Annotated in this window: 18 protein-coding genes and 1 pseudogene; 11 read left to right on the plus strand and 8 right to left on the minus strand. The window is 36.7% G+C overall.

The features are described from left to right. Window positions 1–120: 120 nt before the first annotated feature. A complete protein-coding gene (locus EA365_14100) occupies window positions 121–342 on the minus strand; it encodes an XRE family transcriptional regulator (GenBank protein TVQ42812.1) in 222 nt (73 codons plus the stop codon). 226 nt (window positions 343–568) lie between these two features. On the opposite strand from EA365_14100, the gene EA365_14105 reads away from it, so the two are divergent. Both EA365_14105 and EA365_14110 read left to right on the plus strand, forming a co-directional pair. Next, window positions 569–1,075, plus strand: coding sequence for a DUF177 domain-containing protein (locus EA365_14105; GenBank protein ID TVQ42813.1), 507 nt, complete (start codon window positions 569–571; stop codon window positions 1,073–1,075). Next, window positions 1,075–2,577 carry an AAA family ATPase gene (locus EA365_14110; GenBank protein ID TVQ42814.1) on the plus strand — a complete coding sequence of 501 codons (1,503 nt, stop codon included), beginning with the start codon at window positions 1,075–1,077 and terminating at the stop codon, window positions 2,575–2,577. The genes EA365_14105 and EA365_14110 overlap by 1 nt, the downstream gene beginning before the upstream one ends. 68 nt (window positions 2,578–2,645) lie before the next feature. Here the strand turns inward: EA365_14110 and EA365_14115 are convergent, their stop codons facing one another. Next, entirely contained in the window at window positions 2,646–3,635 is a 990-nt protein-coding gene (locus EA365_14115) for a hypothetical protein (GenBank protein TVQ42815.1), read from the minus strand. A gap of 77 nt (window positions 3,636–3,712) precedes the next feature. Between EA365_14115 and EA365_14120 the strand changes: the two are divergent. Both EA365_14120 and EA365_14125 read left to right on the plus strand, forming a co-directional pair. After that, window positions 3,713–4,223, plus strand: a pseudogene (locus EA365_14120) (ATP-binding protein). A 249-nt stretch (window positions 4,224–4,472) separates the two neighbouring features. After that, window positions 4,473–4,712, plus strand: a complete 240-nt coding sequence (locus EA365_14125; protein TVQ42816.1) for a hypothetical protein — start codon at window positions 4,473–4,475, stop codon at window positions 4,710–4,712. 7 nt (window positions 4,713–4,719) lie between these two features. Here the strand turns inward: EA365_14125 and EA365_14130 are convergent, their stop codons facing one another. From EA365_14130 to EA365_14140, 3 genes are all read right to left on the minus strand, one after another. Then, window positions 4,720–6,165 (minus strand): NAD(P)(+) transhydrogenase (Re/Si-specific) subunit beta, encoded by a 1,446-nt coding sequence (locus EA365_14130; GenBank protein ID TVQ42817.1) that lies wholly within the window; start codon window positions 6,163–6,165, stop codon window positions 4,720–4,722. 5 nt (window positions 6,166–6,170) lie between these two features. Beyond that, window positions 6,171–7,775, minus strand: coding sequence for a Re/Si-specific NAD(P)(+) transhydrogenase subunit alpha (gene pntA / locus EA365_14135; protein TVQ42818.1), 1,605 nt, complete (start codon window positions 7,773–7,775; stop codon window positions 6,171–6,173). A gap of 93 nt (window positions 7,776–7,868) precedes the next feature. Then, on the minus strand, window positions 7,869–8,264 hold the full coding sequence (locus EA365_14140; protein TVQ42819.1) for a hypothetical protein: 396 nt from the start codon (window positions 8,262–8,264) through the stop codon (window positions 7,869–7,871). Here EA365_14140 and EA365_14145 point away from each other — a divergent pair, their 5' ends adjacent. The 7 genes from EA365_14145 to EA365_14175 are packed head-to-tail and all read left to right on the plus strand — an operon-like array spanning window position 8,265 to window position 14,130. After that, complete coding sequence (locus EA365_14145; GenBank protein ID TVQ42820.1) at window positions 8,265–10,922, plus strand: DUF4114 domain-containing protein; 2,658 nt, start codon at window positions 8,265–8,267, stop codon at window positions 10,920–10,922. Window positions 10,923–10,971: 49 nt separating this feature from the next. Beyond that, the gene (locus EA365_14150) at window positions 10,972–11,502 is read left to right on the plus strand and encodes a DUF2808 domain-containing protein (protein TVQ42821.1); all 531 of its coding nucleotides are present in this window, start codon (window positions 10,972–10,974) and stop codon (window positions 11,500–11,502) included. A gap of 54 nt (window positions 11,503–11,556) precedes the next feature. Further along, window positions 11,557–11,694: a 50S ribosomal protein L34 gene (gene rpmH / locus EA365_14155; GenBank protein TVQ42822.1), complete on the plus strand. Its 138-nt coding sequence runs from the start codon at window positions 11,557–11,559 to the stop codon at window positions 11,692–11,694. A 3-nt stretch (window positions 11,695–11,697) separates the two neighbouring features. Beyond that, complete coding sequence (locus EA365_14160) at window positions 11,698–12,057, plus strand: ribonuclease P protein component (GenBank protein TVQ42823.1); 360 nt, start codon at window positions 11,698–11,700, stop codon at window positions 12,055–12,057. Further along, the gene (locus EA365_14165; protein TVQ42824.1) at window positions 12,047–12,442 is read left to right on the plus strand and encodes a PH domain-containing protein; all 396 of its coding nucleotides are present in this window, start codon (window positions 12,047–12,049) and stop codon (window positions 12,440–12,442) included. The genes EA365_14160 and EA365_14165 overlap by 11 nt, the downstream gene beginning before the upstream one ends. Before the next feature lie 11 nt (window positions 12,443–12,453). Further along, entirely contained in the window at window positions 12,454–13,602 is a 1,149-nt protein-coding gene (gene yidC, locus EA365_14170) for a membrane protein insertase YidC (GenBank protein TVQ42825.1), read from the plus strand. Window positions 13,603–13,614: 12 nt separating this feature from the next. Continuing rightward, window positions 13,615–14,130 (plus strand): RNA-binding protein, encoded by a 516-nt coding sequence (locus EA365_14175; protein TVQ42826.1) that lies wholly within the window; start codon window positions 13,615–13,617, stop codon window positions 14,128–14,130. A gap of 22 nt (window positions 14,131–14,152) precedes the next feature. On the opposite strand, the gene EA365_14180 is transcribed toward EA365_14175, so the two are convergent. The 3 genes from EA365_14180 to EA365_14190 form a co-directional block, all read right to left on the minus strand. After that, window positions 14,153–16,561 carry a GTP-binding protein gene (locus tag EA365_14180; protein ID TVQ42827.1) on the minus strand — a complete coding sequence of 803 codons (2,409 nt, stop codon included), beginning with the start codon at window positions 16,559–16,561 and terminating at the stop codon, window positions 14,153–14,155. 11 nt (window positions 16,562–16,572) lie between these two features. Next, entirely contained in the window at window positions 16,573–18,444 is a 1,872-nt protein-coding gene (locus tag EA365_14185; GenBank protein ID TVQ42828.1) for a hypothetical protein, read from the minus strand. A gap of 5 nt (window positions 18,445–18,449) precedes the next feature. Then, a partial coding sequence (locus EA365_14190) for a hypothetical protein (protein ID TVQ42829.1) occupies window positions 18,450–18,991 on the minus strand: 542 nt, incomplete at its 5' end.

Below are 18,991 nucleotides of genomic sequence, written 5' to 3' on the forward strand. Positions count from 1 at the left end.
TCATCTCACGCTTATTTGAGAAAATAAAGCTTGAGGCTTCTCGCGGTTAAGCTAAGTGGTTTTTTAGCTTTTTCCCAAAATTGATGGTAAGCTCTTCTACCTTCTTCTCTTCGTTCTTCATTATTCATCATCGATTGTGTCTGGCACTCCTTCAGTACTAATTCCCAAAGATTCTGCTAGTACTTTCAGCGGTACTTTAAGTTCTCGGGCTAGAGCGATCGCTTTATCGAGTGTTGGTGTTGTTTTACCTTGTTCATATAATGCAATTATTGGCTGTGTCATATTTGTTCTTTTGCCTAGTTCAGTTTGGCTTAATCCTCGGTATTCTCTTAAGTTTCTCAAGGGCGGTTAGTATTGTTGTACTAGTTCCGCTTAGAATCCCTGGTGTTTTAACCCTGGGAGAAGTCAAAGCTTCGGATATCTACTGCGTCTTATGCTGCAAGGTTGCTTTTTAAAGCTTTGGTTGATGAGATAAATAATTGATTTTAGTATAGAATTTGTTTAAATACCTTTAGATGATCTAGGGGTATTTTTTAAATATCCTATAAAATTAACTAGAGTGAAGACAATGGAAGCTATCTATATTCCTCAATTACTCAAATTACCAGACCAAACCGAAACAATCAATTTTGAGGAGCCGGTTGAGGGATTAGACAGTTTGACTCCCGTGAGAGGGATCATGATTATCTCTCATCGAGGTAACTTTTTAGAAGTGAGTACTAACGTAGAAACAATCATGACTTTGGTATGCGATCGCTGTCTAAAACACTATAACTATCGTCTCTCTCTAAAAACCTCGGAAATGATCTGGCTACAAAATCCGAGCACATCAGAACTAAACTGGATACCAGAACGAGAAATAGCCCTAGAAGATCTTTATGAAAGTATGCCAATCAACGGTTATTTTGAACCGAGTAAATGGTTATACGAACAATTATCACTAAATATGCCAGTCAAACAACTATGTAGTAAAAACTGTCAACCACCCCCATATCAACAAAAACCAGAACATAGTACTATAGACAGTCGTTGGTCTAGTTTGGCAGTTATAAAACAAAAATTAGAGCAGCAATGATGAGTTTTTCAGAAGAATTAGAACTACTGCTACGGGCTTGTTACCCTCTAATCTATATACCAACCCTCGAAGAAGAAAGAGTAGAAATAGCGATCGCCGATTGCTGTCAAAAATTAGGCGATCGCACCCTGTCTATCTGGGATTTTGTGGATGGTTACCAAAATAACCCTAACTATACAGGTTTTGGTAAACGTAACCCCCTACAAGCTTTAGAATTACTAGAAAAACTACCCCCAACAGCGACAGGTATTTTTATTCTTAGAGACTTTCAACGCTTCTTAGAAGATATTTCTGTTTCCCGTAAACTTAGAAACTTAGCTCGTAGTCTTAAATCTCAACCCAAAAATATCATTATTCTCTCACCAGAATTAAATATCCCCTCAGAATTAACCGAAGTTCTCACCGTCTTAGACTTCCCTTTACCTACAGCCACAGAAATAAACTCAGAAATTCAACGCTTATTAACAGCAACTAGACAAACTATTAATCAAGAGTTACTTAACGAATTAGTCAGATCCGCTCAAGGATTATCTCTAGAAAGGATTAGAAGAGTACTCAGTCTCTGTATCGCTACCCATGGCGCGATCGAACCCCTTGATGTAGAGTTAATTCTAGCTGAAAAACGCCAGTCAATCCGACAAACTCAAATACTCGATTTTTACCCCGCAACTGAGGAAATCTCCGATATTGGGGGTTTAGATAACCTTAAAGACTGGTTATTGCGTAGAGGTGGCTCTTTTAGTGAACAAGCTAGAAGTTATGGTTTGCCCCATCCTCGCGGTTTATTATTGGTAGGAATACAAGGGACAGGAAAATCTCTCACCGCTAAGGCGATCGCCCACCATTGGCATCTTCCCCTCTTACGTCTAGACGTAGGGCGATTATTTGCGGGCTTAGTAGGGGAATCAGAATCAAGAACACGACAAATGATTAACCTTGCTGAAGCTTTAGCTCCCTGCATCCTCTGGATAGATGAGATTGATAAAGCTTTTGCAGGTATCGACGGTAAAGGAGATGGAGGTACAACTAGTCGCGTTTTTGGAACTTTTATTACTTGGTTAGCAGAGAAAACATCCCCCGTGTTTGTGGTAGCTACCGCTAATAATATTAGATCTTTACCCGCAGAAATGTTGCGTAAAGGTCGCTTTGATGAGATTTTCTTCGTCGGGTTACCTAATCAAAAAGAAAGAGAGGCTATTTTTGAGGTACATTTAAACCATTTACGTCCCCATAAACTCCGAGAATACGATATTAACCGTTTAGCTTATGAAACTCCCGATTTTTCAGGAGCAGAAATCGAACAAAGTCTCATTGAAGCTATGCACCTAGGATTTAGTCAGAATCGGGATTTTACTACCGAGGATATTCTCAATGCGGTTAGTCAAATTATACCTTTAGCTCGAACTGCTCAAGAAGAAATTCAGTTTCTCCAACAATGGGCTGATTCTGGTAAAGCTCGTTTAGCTTCAAGATCAAAACTTAATCTGAAAATATCTGAATAAGTAAATTCTTTAGCTTAACCGCGAGAAGCAGGATCGCTTTATTGTCTAAAATAAGCGTGAGATGATAATTAAACCCCACAATATCTCCTTAAAATTATTATCGTCCTCACTATCATACGATGAGAATAACGATATACCCCACTCATCAAAGACACCAAAGTTACTACTGTTGCTCCATATCCACTTTCTGTAATATTTTCTGGCAAATTTGCCCTCGTTTTCGCACCACAATGCTTACATTCCAATTCATGTAGCCGATGTTCTACTATTTCTAATTCTCTTGGTGGGATTTCCACTACTTGATGTCGATAAGGATTGGAGACTGTACCCGATAATTCTTCCCCACAACATTTACAGGTTGCTGGTACGTGATTTTCGATACTTCTACATTCTGATTCTGGGTATAATTCTCGACTTTTACCAATATGCCCCTTTTGTCCTCCTCTGCTTTTTTTCTTTTTTTTACCAATAACAAAACCATGGCTAGACCAATCTCCGCCATCGAGAGAGGAGTCGTTTAAAACTCCGTGAGGACCATTGGTTACTAAAGTATCGCCTGGGGCAATAATGTCTAAATCAGAACCCAAATCTCTCTGAGTTAAAGTTGTGGGTGTTCCCAATAAAAGAGGATTTGATTCAGATAAACCCACAGATGAAGAAACAAAGCGATCGTGCGCGATAAATGAACCACCATTGCTAACCCAGGTTTCAATACTAGGTAAACGATTAAGTAAAGCTGTAGAAAAACCTCCCCTACTAGAAGAATTATTGACCATCAGCATATCGATTGTATTTAAATTAAAGGTGCTGATGTCGGTGATTTGGACAGGATTAAATCCGGCGATATTGATGGCAGATACAGGACCTGTAGTTCCTGGATTACCATCAGTAAAATACCCGACATTGGGAATGGTATCAGAGAGGTTAATTGATGGTGGTGGGATTGGTACAGGTACGGGATTGACAGTTGAATCTTGAGCTAAAGTATTACCTGCTAAAGTGAAATTGGTAATAGTTGCACCGAGAGAAACGAGTATTGCTCTTCTCCAAGAAAACACTTATATTTCAAAAACTACACACACAACATAGCATTAATTTTTTAAAAAAGCAATAAGTAAAAAAACCAAAAGCCCCCTTCACAGCCTTTAACCAAACAGAATCGGGAAAAAATGCCCAAGAAGGAACAGGTTTAGGGTTAGTTATTAGTCGTCAATTCATCCAACTAATGGGTGGAGATATTACCGTTGCAAGTGAAGTGATTAGAAGAAGAAAAAGCAATCGTCCTTTCACCAGGATGTGATGACTTTATCCGTAAACCTTTTAAAGAGAAGATCATTTTTGATACACTAGCCAAACATTTAGGAGTTACTTATATTTATGAAGAAACCCTGAATAACAAGCAGGAGCAATCTCAAACAATTAGTTTACAATCAGAACAATTTAAAGTAATGTCACCAGAATGGTTAACTCGACTCTCAGAAAAAGTTCTGGAAGCTAATAAAGAAGGAATCATGGATTTAATTAAAAAAAATCCTCCCTCTGAAGTAACCTTGATTCGAGAGTTAAACATTCTAGTCAATAAATTTCAGTTTGAAACCATTCTTGATCTGATTGAACCTTTATTAACTAAAATAAATCAAGTGTAAACAATGGAGATGGGTTAGGTGGAGCGGAATTAAGAATTAAGAATTAAGAATTATTATTGTCTCATTAGTTATACAATTTCCCACACCCCACACCCTGTTCCATCCTTTTATTATGAATGAATTAACTAACACCAAAGGTGATATTTTACTTTAAACTCTTCTTTAGATGGAATTGCTGCTTTACAAGCTGTACGTGAACCTAAAACAGGTAAAATAGGAGATTTTCGCTGTTTAGTAGTTAATCCTATCATGGCTAGGGCATTTAATCGCCGAGGTGAAGACATTATGGGTAAAATGATTTTTAAGAGATTTATCCAGAAATTAGATCCCAATTTATTTGAGGAGTTTGTTAATGTAGTTAATATAGGCAATTTTTTAGTCAAAAACGGTCAATCATCTCTTAAGGTGAAAGACAAGAAGCCTACAGCGAATCAAAGATTACGCTGTAGGAGTATGTCACAACTATTTGACTCAGTAGAAGTCTGTTAGATGTAGTTTAAGCAGCAACTTCAATACTAGAACGACTACTACGGTGACGAGCTTCGCGTAAATGAGTAACGATCGCATCTACATTTTGCTTAGCATCACCAAAGAGCATTTGGGTATTGTCTTTAAAAAATAGTGGATTGGCTACACCTGCGTAACCGCTACCTAAACTACGTTTCATCACCACCACGCTATCTGCTTTCCATACTTGTAAAACTGGCATTCCTGCGAGTGCACTAGTAGGATCTTCTTCCGCTGCAGGATTAACGGTATCATTAGCCCCAATCACCATCACTACATCGGTTTGAGGTAAATCATGGTTAATTTCGTCCATTTCCAAGACTAAATCGTAGGGGACATTAGCTTCAGCTAATAATACATTCATATGACCTGGCATTCTTCCCGCCACTGGGTGGATAGCAAAGCGAACATTGACACCGCGATCACGCAGAATTTTAGTCATTTCGGAGATACCGTGTTGAGCCTGAGATACAGCCATACCATATCCTGGGACAATTACCACACTGCTGGAATTTTGGAGCAATTCTGCTGTTTCAGCAGGGTTAGCACTATTTACCTCTCCTTGAGCTTGTGTAGTTCCTGTGCTAGTTACTCCTACACCTTCACCAAAACCACCGAGGATGACATTAAAGAAAGAGCGATTCATGGCTTTACACATTACATAGCTAAGAATTGCGCCACTGCTACCTACTAAAGCTCCCGTAATAATCAACAAGTCATTAGAGAGCATAAAACCAGTAGCTGCACCAGCCCAACCCGAGTAGCTATTGAGGAAAGAAATAACTACAGGCATATCAGCACCACCGATCGCCAAGACCAGATGTACGCCAAAAATGCCCATAATTACCGTCATAATGCCCATAATCTGTAAACCAGTCAAGTTTAGGTCAAAAATCCCCAAAAAGGGCAAAATTAAGCCTACAGACCCTACTAAAGCCAAGATATTCAACCAATTACGAGCAGGTAAAATTAATGGTTTAGTGCTAATCAACTCTTGTAACTTAGCAAAAGCGATGACAGAGCCTGTAAAAGTAACAATCCCAATCAACACCCCTAGATAGATTTCGATTTTCTGGATAGTTATTTCAGAGCCAACCGCATTAGGGCTTAATTTGAGATATTCAGCATAACCAACTAACACCGCAGCCAAACCCCCAAAACTATTGAGTAAACCTACCATTTGGGGCATTTGAGTCATAGCTACGAGAGAAGCCGCTAAAATACCGATAATTACTCCAGGTACAACAGCAACCCCCAAAGTGAGATAATTACTTACTTGTGGACTAAAAATAGTCGCCAAACAAGCAATTACCATACCCATAATGCCATAGATATTGCCACGGCGAGCGGTTTCATGTTGGGCTAGTCCAGTAATACTGAGTATAAACAGAGCACTTGCTGCTATATAAGCAACGGTTTGTAAATTTTGTGACATTTTCCTTACTTATGAAACTTATTCAACATTCTTTGGGTAACGTAAAAGCCACCAGCGATATTAATCGTCGCTACAGCAATAGCGATCGCTCCTAAAATTACCACAGGAGAAGTAATCGGACCTGACATTTGTAACATTCCTCCTACTATGACGATACCACTAATGGCATTAGTCACACTCATCAAAGGAGTATGTAAAGCTGGGTTAACATTCCAGATCAACATCCAGCCGAGAAAACAAGCCAAAACAAACACAGTAAAATGAGACAACATCACCGCAGGAGCGGTTAAACCAATCGCAGCTAGAGCTATTCCCGCGATTAATAGCCATAAACTACCTGAGCTTTTCGACTTAGACTCTTTTTCTGTCGCTGTTACCGCGGTAGCCGTTTTAACCGTAGGAGTTGCTTGAGGTATTTTAGGAGCAGGCCAGGTTACCTCCCCTTCATGGAGAATCAAAGCACCGCGGATCATCTCATCTTCGGTATTGACGCGATAATCCTGAGCGCCACCCATTTCTTTCAGTAAATGCCAAAGATTATTACCATAGAGTTGACTTGATTGACTCGCCATCCGACTAGGTAAATCCGTCAAGCCAATAATCGTTACATCGTGATAACTATAAACCTCTTCTGGTTTAGTAACTTCACAGTTACCCCCTTGCTCTGAAGCTAAATCAACGATTACTGAGCCAGGTTTCATACTTTCCACCATCTCTTTAGTAATCAAGATGGGAGCACGCTTACCAGGAATCAAAGCAGTAGTAATAATAATATCTACTTCTTGGGCTTGTTCGGCAAAAAGAGCCATTTCTGTATCAATAAACTCTTGGCTCATGGTTTTAGCGTAACCACCCTCTCCTGAGCCATCTTCAGAGAAATCTAGCTCTAAAAACTCTGCACCGAGACTTTTAACCTGATCTTTTACTTCTAAACGAGTGTCAAAACCTCGCACTACCGCACCGAGACTTTTAGCTGCGCCAATGGCTGCTAATCCCGCTACACCAGCACCAATAACTAAGACTTTAGCTGGGGGAATCTTACCGGCTGCGGTAATTTGTCCCGTAAAAAAGCGACCAAAATGACTAGCTGCTTCTACTACTGCGCGGTAACCTGCAATATTAGCCATGGAGCTAAGGGCGTCTATTTTTTGCGCCCGACTAATTCGGGGTACTGCATCCATCCCAATTACCGTTGCTTGGGCTGCTGCTAGTTTCTCTAGCAATTCTGGGTTTTGTGCCGGCCAAATAAAGCTAATCAGTGTTTTTCCTGCACCGAGTAACTCTGCTTCGTGTTTATATATTCCTGGGTGGAATTGGGGAGGACGCACCTTAAGAATGATATCAGCTTCTCTCCACAGTGTCTCTGTATCTGGGATAATCTGACAGTTAACCTCAAGGTATGCTTGATCATTAAAATTAGCTAATGTTCCCGCACCAGCTTCTACAAGTACCTCAAAACCTAGTTTCTGTAACTTTTTGGCTGTATCGGGCGTCGCTGCTACTCGACACTCTTTGGGATAAACTTCTTTGGGAATGCCAATTTTTTTAGGTTGGGCTTGCTGAGAAGATATTACCCCAGTTTCAGGGTTTTGCTCTACGGTTATGGTCATATCATCTCCTCTTAGATAAATTACCAGTTTTGTTCTAATAATTCTAGTGCGATCCCCATAATTCCGCTATTTTCTTTAACTTGTCTTAGCCATTCAACGTTCTAACAATATTCTTTCGATCTCAAAATTCTCGATATTACTCTCAAAACGATTAAAAATTACCCGCATTTCCTGATATGATACCGCGGTAGATATACCTCTAGGAGTATCACAGTTAACCTGTAACAAGGTTTGAAACCCTCCAAACTCATCATTGGTATAAAAAACTTTGCTACAAAGAGGACTGATAAAACCCTCGATCGCCAATTGATTTAACGCTGCTATTCCTAAAGGACTATTTAAGATAAATTCCCAATTTTGCGCCTCTTCTTCCTCTGTCATTAATCGCCATTGACCACCTAAATCCGCGGGTCCACTTATTGCTGTTTCTGTTAAACCAGCGATTGTCCCAATCATAATAGTTAATATTAAAGTTACTTTTTTCCACATATGTCTTTATCTCCCCAAGCTATTCCCCAATTAATGATTCAATTGACTGATATTGGTAATGGTACTGATAATACTATCATCCAAACTATTAATCAGAATATCACTATTTATGTGCTCGAATCTCCTGATGTTCCTGAAAATACAGGTCTTCAAGGTTTTATTCAAACTAATAGTGAACTCAATCAAGGTAATCAAAGTTTGACCCAAGTTATGGGTGATTTCCCTCTCTTCCCTAATTATTATACTCTCGATACCGAACAATTACAACCTCAAAATATTAATTTAGATTTTACAGATTTGCTTAATAATGATGGTAATTTAAGGACTTTGTTACATGATAATCAACGAGTGGTTATTACGGGGGACGAAAATATCGTTGACTTGGACTCTGAACAAATAATTTATGATCTATCTTGGTATGCTGAATTACCAGGGGAAACTTTTACTTTTGATTCTTTTCTCAATGATTTTGTTGGGGATTATTTAGTAGATAGTCTGCAAGTAGCTGTACAAGACGTCTTAATTAACGCTGGTAATAATAACCAGATTTCAACTAATATTAAGCAAACTTTAGCTACTTTTTTGGTTGTTGATAATCTTAATTTTAATGATGACTTACCCAGTCAACCAATACAGTTTATCTTTCAAGAAAACTTTAATGATGACTACAATAATCAGATTAATCAAATCATTGAGCAAAATATTCATTTTGACTTTACTTTTACTGCAAGTAATTTTAACTCAGTTAATCAATCTACAGGAGTAGAAATAATTGAGCCTAATTTTGAAATCGATAATTTTGTTAACCCTATTTTAGATAATCAAGTACCTGATGCGGATTTGTCTCAAAATCATCAAATTACAGCTAATCTTAAAAACTCACAAGTTACCGATATCTTGGGTAATCAAAATACCGATAGTAAATCTACTAGTTTAATTACTGTACTTACTAGAGATGAAAGTATAAATAGTCAAGATGATGTCTCCTTGAGTGAACTAATCAACCAAGTACAAACCTTAGTTTTAACTGGTGATGAAACCGAACTTACTCCAGCTAATTTAACTAGTTTATTTGAGCAAATTATTAATCAATCTAACTTTACAGTTGCTCCCCCAATTATCAATGAAGGTTATGCAGAATTTGTGATTACACGTTCTGGTGATTTAAGTCGGTATGTCAAACTTGAATATATCACAGAAGATAAATTAGCTAAAGCAGGGGTTAACTATTTACCAACCGTTGGACAGGTAATTTTTGCTCCAGATGAAGTTAGTAAAACTATCCGAGTACCTATTATTGATTCAGAAGAATTTAACTTAGTAACTCAAGTCATTAATTATAGTTCTGAAAACTTAGCAGAAGAGTTTAATATTTATGTAGATTCCCTCAATAGAAAAATTACTCTTGGGGATTATCACAGGTTTATTGACAATAATCAGAGTTTAACTGAAGGTTATCTAGATTTTGAAGTTAAGACAAATAAGCGCAAAATACCTGTTAAAGTTTTTCTAGATGGGGTTAATAACGTTAATAGTTATTTCGCTTTTAACCCTGAAGCTGAAGAATTTCAAGAATTTATCTATGACGGTTCGATTGGGGCTAGATTTTTACCCAATAATCAAGGAGTTAGACTGAGATTAGATAATAATATTACTCATCAAGGCTTTTTTGCTCGAACCACTCCAGGATTAATTAATGATCATAATCAAGTATTTTTTGTTCCTACAGCAGCAGATGGTAAGTTACAATCTAGGTTAATTAATAGTCCAGATGGAACTGATTATGAGGTTGGTTTTATTCAAGTTGATAATCTTAATGGTAAAATTGGGAGATTAAATCCAGGTGATTCAGGTTATCAACAAGCTGCAGAAGCGCGTCAAAAAATTGTTTTATTTAAAAATCATTATTCTGCTGCTTCTAGATCATTAACTCAAGAGATAGCTAGAGAAAGTTTTACTAATCCACGAGTATTAAGGGAAGGAGAGAGTAAGTTTTTTGGTCATTTAAAAGATGTGCAATTGCGAGGTAATAGATATTATCAACTTTACCTCAAAAAAGATGGCGAAATAAGTTTTTCTGTGGAGCAACCTTTAGATATTGTTAGTGAAGGTAGAGGTTATCATCACCTATCCTTTGATAATGAAAAATTAACCTTAGAATTATCTAGTAATGTTTTAGTTACACCAGCATCATTTACTCAACCAGTAACGGTTAATATAAGTAGGGCTGCTTCTTATGATAATCTAGTAGCACTTTTTGTTGTAGATGCTTTTGACGGTGGAATTGATGTTAATGGTGATAAATTGATTGATACTAGACCAGGAGACGAAGATTATCCTATAATAGCCTTAACAAGAGCAAAAGATCCTTTAACGGGAATAACTTTAATTACACCTGATGGTTTTTTTAGTACAACTAATCAAAACATCAATTTAGCAGAAAATACTATCTATGGAATGGTATTGATTCCTAATACTACTATTGATGATGTTTTAAACAATAATCCAGATGCTGCTATTTTCTCATTTAGTGAGGCTAATCGTGGGGGAATTAGTCATCTGACTAGGTTAGGAGCTAATTTATTCGTGTTTGAAGATATTTTAGGAGGAGGAGATCTCGATTATAACGACGTCATTCTAGAGTTTCAATTTAGTTGAGACTATTTGCTAGAATGAAAGAAAATATACACAAACTAGTCTAGAATTAATGTTAAAACAATCCTGGAAAATTTTCTTAGCTACTTTAAGTCTATCTACTTGTTTTGTTGCGGTAGTACCTATTTGGGTAACAGCACAGACTAACCCTGGTTTAACAATTTTTGGAGGAGTTGAACGAGACAATCAACTAGATTATCGTTTAGATTTTGGGGGACGCCCAAACGGTTGGGATCGTTATCGCTTAAGAGTACCAGGCAACAAACTAACCGAAGGAGCAGCTAGATTTATTATCAGATATCCCGATTATTTTGAGGGAAGATTTGATGTTGATAGAGTAGAAGTAAGAATGGGAGACGAATCTCTAGAGATCAGAGAGGTAATTTGGGATCAAGAAAATTATCTGTTAGAGATAGATTTAGAAAACCCCATCACCGAAGCGAGACAAGTAGAAATAGTGCTTTCTAACGTTAAAAATCCACGTCGTGGCGGAACATTTTACTTTAATGGCGATGTAGTCGCAGCAGGAGAAATCCCTATCCGTTTATACGTAGGAACATGGATTATTAGTATAGGTGGTTAATATGCTGCTATAATAAGAATTTGTGATTTTTGAGCAACAAGGAGGCGATCGCTCTTGACTAAACGTACCCTAGAGGGAACAAACCGCAAACAAAAGAGAACATCGGGATTTAGAGCCAGAATGCGTACCAAAAATGGACGCAGGGTGATTAAAGCCAGACGTCAAAAAGGACGTCAACGTCTATCAGTCTAAACAGTGGGCTTAGCCAAAATAAATCGACTAAGATCATATCGAGATTTTCGTCAAGTGTACGAGTCAGGAAAAAAGTACGAAAGTGCCCATTTAATCATACGGGCACTCCTAGACTCAGAAATAGTAAGTAATGAGCCGAAAATAGGCATAGTGGTTAGCCAAAAAGTAAGTAAAAAAGCAGTAACTCGCAATCGGATCAAAAGACAAATAAAGGGTATCATCAGAGGATTACTCCCCCAAATAGACAAAGGAGTCAAAATAGTAATCATCGTCAAAACCACAGCCAGAGAATGTCAATTTAACCAATTTTTGCGAGAATTAAAAGAGTTGTTATTAAAAGCAAATATCATCCATGGGCATTAAAGAAGAAACATTTTACGAAGGCGGACCACATCCAGGAGATTTAATCATCAATATCCTCTTAGGATTTACTATAATCTGTTTACCCTTAACCGTAGGGGCGATCGTGCGCGCTCTGTGGTTACGTTATAAAATCACCGATAGAAGGATATCGGTAACAGGAGGATGGCAAGGAAACGAGCGCACTGATATAATTTACTCAGAAATCATTAAAATAGTCAAAGTTTCCCGAGGTATAGGGTTGTGGGGTGATATTGTACTGACATTAAAAGATAAAAGTCGTCTAGAGTTAAGAGCGTTACCCAAATATCGCGAAATGTCTGAATATATAGCAGAAAAGGTAGCGGCTAAAACAGGTCGCTCTCTCGAATCAATTACCAGTTATTAAATAAAGAAACAATAATGCTTGGAAGCGGATTTATCACCAACAACATAATGATACCAATCCTGGACTTTTTCTACGGGATTGTACCTAGCTATGGCTTAGCTATTATAGCTTTAACTCTGGTAACTCGTCTAGCAGTGTATCCACTTAGTGCAGGACAAATCAGAAATATGCGCAAAATGCGCATTACCCAACCCCTGATGAAGGAAAGACAAGAAGCAATACAGCGTAAGTATAAAGATAACCCTCAAAAACAACAAGAGGAAATGGGGAAACTGATGCAAGAATTCGGTAACCCCCTAGCAGGATGTTTACCCCTACTAGTACAAATGCCGATACTGCTGGCTTTGTTTGGCACGCTTAAAGGCTCTCCCTTCGCAGCGGCTAACTATATGGTTAACCTGCAAATCTTACCTCAAGAACAAATCGAAAGAGTTCAACCTCAAGTCTATAGCACTAAACCCCAAAACATCTATTTTACCGATGGTATCCACTATCCGATTGAAGCAATTCTTCCCGCGGGTAATAAACTCACTGTAGGAAACCAAGCAACAATAGAGCTACAGACCCCAGAAGGAAAACCCTTTACAGAGTTAACCTCTCAATACCCCGATTCCCACCTGCAACCAAAATTACAAGTAACCAAAGGTGCAGAAAGAATTACCATAGACGAATCAGGACAAATTAAAGCCCTTTCACCAGGAGACGCTACCATTCAAGTATCAGTACCAGGAATCGCCGCCGATAAAGGATTTCTATTTATCAAAGCACTAGGAAGAGTGGGAGCAACCTCAGAAGACGGCTCAATTAACTGGGATATCCTGGGAATGATTGTCATATTTGGGGTGAGTATTTACTTTAACCAACAACTATCAGGAGCATCAGGAGGAGGAGCAGCAGCTCAACAACAGAAAACCGTTAACCAAATTACACCCATACTGTTTTCGGGAATGTTTCTGTTTTTCCCCCTACCCGCTGGAGTATTAATGTATATACTCGTAGCTAATTTGTTCCAAATGGCACAGACATTTATCTTAATGCGGGAACCTCTACCAGAAAACTTACAAAAATTGGTAGAAGAACAAGAAAAAACGGAAAAAACCCGCGATAGTCTGCCATTTGAATCAAAAAGTCTGAAAAAGAAAGAAAAAACATCAGGATAAAATCAATTGTCTATGGACGAGGCGCAAATGCAGCGAGGTCAGCAATGGCTGACCGAACTCCTTGAACTAATGGGGATGAGAGCAGCAGTAGAAATTACAAAAGTAGAACAAGAAGCCGAGGGCACAATCTGTTGTTGGTTGACTATAGACCAAAACAATTTGACTCCAGAACAAATTACCCTAATCATCGGTAACCAAGGAGAAACAATCGACTCAATCCAATACCTGGCTAATGCTTTACTGCATATCCAAGACAAAACAGAAAAGTCAGGTTATTTTATGATTGATATTCACAATTACCGCGTGCAACGTCAAACAGAATTACTCGCTTTAGCAGAAACAGTAGCTCAAGCAGTAAGAGAAACTGGACAAGAAGTGGAAATGAAACCACTATCATCAGTGGAACGTCGCCAAATTCATAGCATCTTAAGTCAGTCAGCAGATTTGACCACAGAAAGCCGTGGTAATGAACCAAATAGACGTCTAGTAGTAAGACCACGCGGAAAAGAGGTTTTTGAGAATATTTAATTTAAGTACATCGATCGCTTATTTACAAGGTAAGAGACTGAATTTCTGATTTTCCCGATCTCTGCAATATACTACTAAATGCAGAGTATTCTTTGATTAATTCAAAAGCTTTTTCTCTATCTTGTTTATTAGCGATCGCCCAGACTCTGATATCTTTTTTACCTAATTCGGCTAGAGATTGAGATAATTCTATTACCCAATCCATTCCAGCAATCAAATAGCGACTTAGAGGAGTACCATTTTTATCTGTATATTTAACTATTTGGAGAGAAATAGCTCCATTGCGGTTGTATTTTTGCTGATTTAAAACTTCAACGAATTCTAACCTGTTCTGAGAGTCTGTTTCAATATCATATACCCATCCTTGCACAAATGCTTGGGGTGAAGCAATACTACCTAGCCAACGTAGTTCTTGGGCGGTACAACGGCGATCGATAAAGTTTAGCTGTACTTCTTCCAATTCGATTACTTGAGTCAATGCTGCTCTTAATGCGTCTGTTTGTTCTACTCTATAGTTGATAGGAGAATCAAAGATATCTAATGCTTTAGCTGCTGCGGGGGAGAGTTTGCCAAAATTTTGGTTACTAAGGAGATCGCCCCTAGATTGAGATTTTTCTGTTAATGTTTCTAGGGCTGTTGTTCTAATTTCTTCTCCCTGACGAATATATTCAGCTAAATCAGATAAATTTTGAGATATTTTTGCTAGTGGATTCCATAAAGTATCATAATTCTTTTCTTCCCACTGTTGAAATTGTTCCCTTATACTTGGGGCTATTACCTGTTTAGCACCATTAGGAAACACTTGATTTACCACTGCTTGAGCTAGTTTGATTCTAATTTCATTTAAGTCTTCATCTAATTTTTGATTATTGATATCCTGGTTGTTCGCCAACCAACTAGCGATTTGATCCCAATTAGAAACTAATTTCATGACAGGAATTATCAAAGCGATTCCACCTGTAACTGCTGGTAGAAATGCTGTTTCAACTACTACTTCAAAAATAGTCAGTCCGGCTGTTAATAAACTACCAGCAACAAGCAAATTATTATTAGTCAATTGTGAAGAGTCTGAGGGATTGGATTCATAACCTTTTCTTTCTCTAATTTCACCACTATTAGGATTTACCGTAATATTTTTAGATGGATTTTCTGATTTGTTTTGCAGGATTCTGACAGTTTGTTCAATTTTAAAAGGACTAAAAATATCATTTTGCATTTCGTTAATCTTGGCTTCTGCTCTAGCAATTTCAGACTGAATAAAATCTTTAATTACTTTAAGTAAATTTTGAACTTCCTGCTGAATACTTACTTCTACTAATAATTGTTCTAACTCTTTTCTCGCTTTGCTTTCCGATTTAATATTATTTTTTTCGAGTCTCAGCTTATATTCTTTAATTAAGCTTAAAAATCCCTCTTGTTCAACCCATCTTTTGACTTCCTTATCAAGATTATCTAGAAGAGAGTCTATGGCTTTTTCTAATCTTTTACTACTAACTTTTACCAAGGTTGAATATCGATTAGCTTGGTGATAGGTGGACTGTAAAAATATACTCAGAGTAGATAGTTGACGATAACATTTTTCCAAAGCTTGTATAACTTTAATACTTTCTGCATTTTCAGCAACTGGTTTAAAAAATTGCTCTTCTAAATCATGTAACCATTCTTGAGCAGTAGCATTATTAGCAACATCAAGAGCAGCCATGGGGAAAATAGGTATTTTTCGTAGCTCATAAATTTGACTAGCGATAAATTCTACAGTTTCTTCATCATTTTCATAGCCAACTTGATCCATTTTATTAATTACTAAGCAAATATGCGAAAATTGTTCTGTTAATTTTTCAATCTCTTGCATTATGCTCAATTGTCCTAAAATAGTAGCATTAAGAACAAAAATTACTACATCTATCTCCTCTGTAAAAGCTTGAGCGATTCTAGTGTTTCTCTCATCTGCACCCAAACCAGGTACATCAGCTATTTGATATTTTTTTAGATAACGTTTGGGGGCTTTAACTTCGATACGTTTGATATTTTCTAATTCTTTCTCTGCATGGAGAGACCGCATTTTAGCTTCTAAATCGGCTAAATTAACTTCTATAACTGCATCTGAATTATAAATAATTTTAACTTGTTCTTTGTATTCATAGGAGAATACCATCGGACAAAAGGTAAACTCAAAAAAGTCAGTTACTGCTATTTCGTCGCGAATTAAAGCATTAACTAATGTACTCTTTCCTGAGTTATTTTCACCACAAATAGCAATTCTCAAAGGACGTTGAAAAGATTCAGAAGCTTTCCGTAACCAATGTACAGAGTTCCAAAATTTATTTAATCCGTAGCGGCGATCGCTCCATTCTATAATCGTGCGAGTTGAGTCTGGGGAATTTTCTGCCCAGTTTAGTGCTTGTGCGAGTATTTCTTGAGGATTGTTCATAATTATAGTCTTTAGTTTTGCAATGCTTCGGTAATCGTAGGAATTATTACAGGTGGTATAAATGATCTTGCAGCATTTTGGCGGTTTTGCGCGGCTTTTGCTGTCATTACTATTTTTGATTTAAAGGCTTTTTCAAAGCTGTTTTTAACCTCCTTTTCTAATAAATCAGTTATGGTGTTTACTTGACTTTCTGCTGCTTGGGTTATTTGTTGCTTACACCTTTCTGCTACATTTTCTAGGTTATTGATATTGGCTTGTAATTCTTGATTTCTAATCTTTTTTATTCTTTCCCTCTCCCTAGCTTGTCTTTTTTGTTCATTATAATCATCCCAAAACCAACTGGCTACATCTTCAAAAAAATCTTTAATACCATCTTTAATACCAAGCCCAATATTGACTAAAAATAACTTGAAATGTTCCCAGAAATCAATCTCAAGATTGTCTAAATTTAGATTGGTTAAAAAATCTGTATTTTGGATATTAACAGTCACCTTATCTAGGTAAGATTTAATATAGCCAGTTGCTCCATAGGTTTGCTCTTGATATTTGTTAACCTCTATTTTTTCTAAAATTGCTTCTAATTCTCTTTCTAAAGAGTTTTGCATTTTTAGGAGATTATTCTTAATAATTTCTTTAATAACTTGTTTTACTGCTGACTCATCAAATAATGGTAAATGCTCATCCTGAATATTTTTAGTACTTTCCATTTTCTTTTTTGCCTCTTGTTTAATTTGTTGTTTAGTTTCATTAACTATTCCTTGAATAATCAACTTGACTTTGGTTTCATGTTTAAAACTTGAGGCATAGGTTAAGTTTTGCTGATAGATTTCAAGATTTTTCTCAATATTTTCTGCTTCCTGAATGAGAATTGTTTGTGCTTCTTCTGCAGCTTTTATACTTGTATTGTAAGTAGAAATAGCTTGATTTCTCCGCCCATTTTTAACAACATGATAGTCTATTTTAGACAATAACAAAGGTAAACCGCTCTCTTCTAATAGTGAAGTATTACTATTTTTATGACCTTCAAAAGCTTGTTTAGCACTGAGTAAAACAATATCATTGAGTAAGTTAGCAAATTTTTCTTGAACTTGCTCAATTACTAGTTCTTTTTTTCCTTCGGGAATTTGATCAGCCCTATTAATTATGCCAATAATTGGTTTACCGTAGCGTGACATAGATTGTAGTGATTCATTGGTTTCTCGACTATTTAATTTATCAGCAATCATTACCCAAAGGACAATATCTGCACGATAATAAAAGTCTTCTATGGTTTCTTCTTGTACAATACCTTGGCGATTTTGGGATATTCCTGGAGTATCTACTACCTCCATAGTTATGTTTAGGGTATCATTGGGAACAGTTTGCAGTACTTGCCAAATTGGGCTTTTACCACCGCTTTTTTTCTTTTCAGCCTCCTCTAAGTTTAAAATTTCTTGTAGTTGTTCTAAATTACTCAGTTTAATTAAGCCAGAATCAATAATAATGTTTTCTGCACAATTTTTACAGATTGTTTCAAATCTTTCTGTATCTTCGTGTTGATGATTATAATAAATTTCATATCTTTCTTCTACGAGACTAGGTACATATCTAGTGATATGCCAAGTTTTAGGTAAAAAGTGAGTCTTAGCTACTTCTTTTCCTTGACCAATTAAGGCGTTAATTAGAGTACTTTTGCCAAATTTACCCTCTCCTACGACAAAGACACTAATTGGTTGGTCAAAGCGTTCTAAACTATTTTTAATAATTGTAAAATGATGATTTAGTTTAGGATGCTCTAATAGGGGTAAGATTTGTTGGTTGACTATTTCTCCCCAACCTTGAGACTTATTAATTCCTTCTACTAAGCAATTATCGATGACTGATTCATATAAGCTGTAAAGCATATTGTTTATCCCTGTTGCAGTTTATAAATAAGAAAGCATACCGCAGTAAAACCAATTAGATTGAAAGTTAATATAGACAAAAATATTAATTTATTTCTTTGATTACTTTGAATAACTTGTAAAGAAGTTTCTTCTAGTTTAACCTTCAGTAATTCTATTTTTTTCGTTTGTTGTTGTAATGATATATTTATTTCCTGTTTAACTTTTTCCTGTTCAACTAGATAGTATTCAAGTAGTGATTCTATTTTTTCATTTTGTTCTTGTAACGAGATAGTTATCTCTTCTTTAATCTTTCCCTGTTCAACTAGAAAGTATTCAAATAGTGATTCTATTTTTTGGGTTTGTTCTAGTAATGATATATTTATTTGTTCTTTAAGATTTCCCTCTTCAACTAGAAAGTATTTAAGTAGTGATTCTATTTTTTCATTTTGTTGCTGTAACGAGATAGTTATTTCTTCTTTAATCTTTCTTTGGTCAATTAGAAAGTTTTGAAATTCCCTTTTAAAATCATTTTTAATCTTTCCTTGTTCAACTACGAGGTTTTCAA

It is taken from the genome of Gloeocapsa sp. DLM2.Bin57, from assembly GCA_007693955.1.
Taxonomy (GTDB): Bacteria; Cyanobacteriota; Cyanobacteriia; order Cyanobacteriales; family Gloeocapsaceae; genus Gloeocapsa.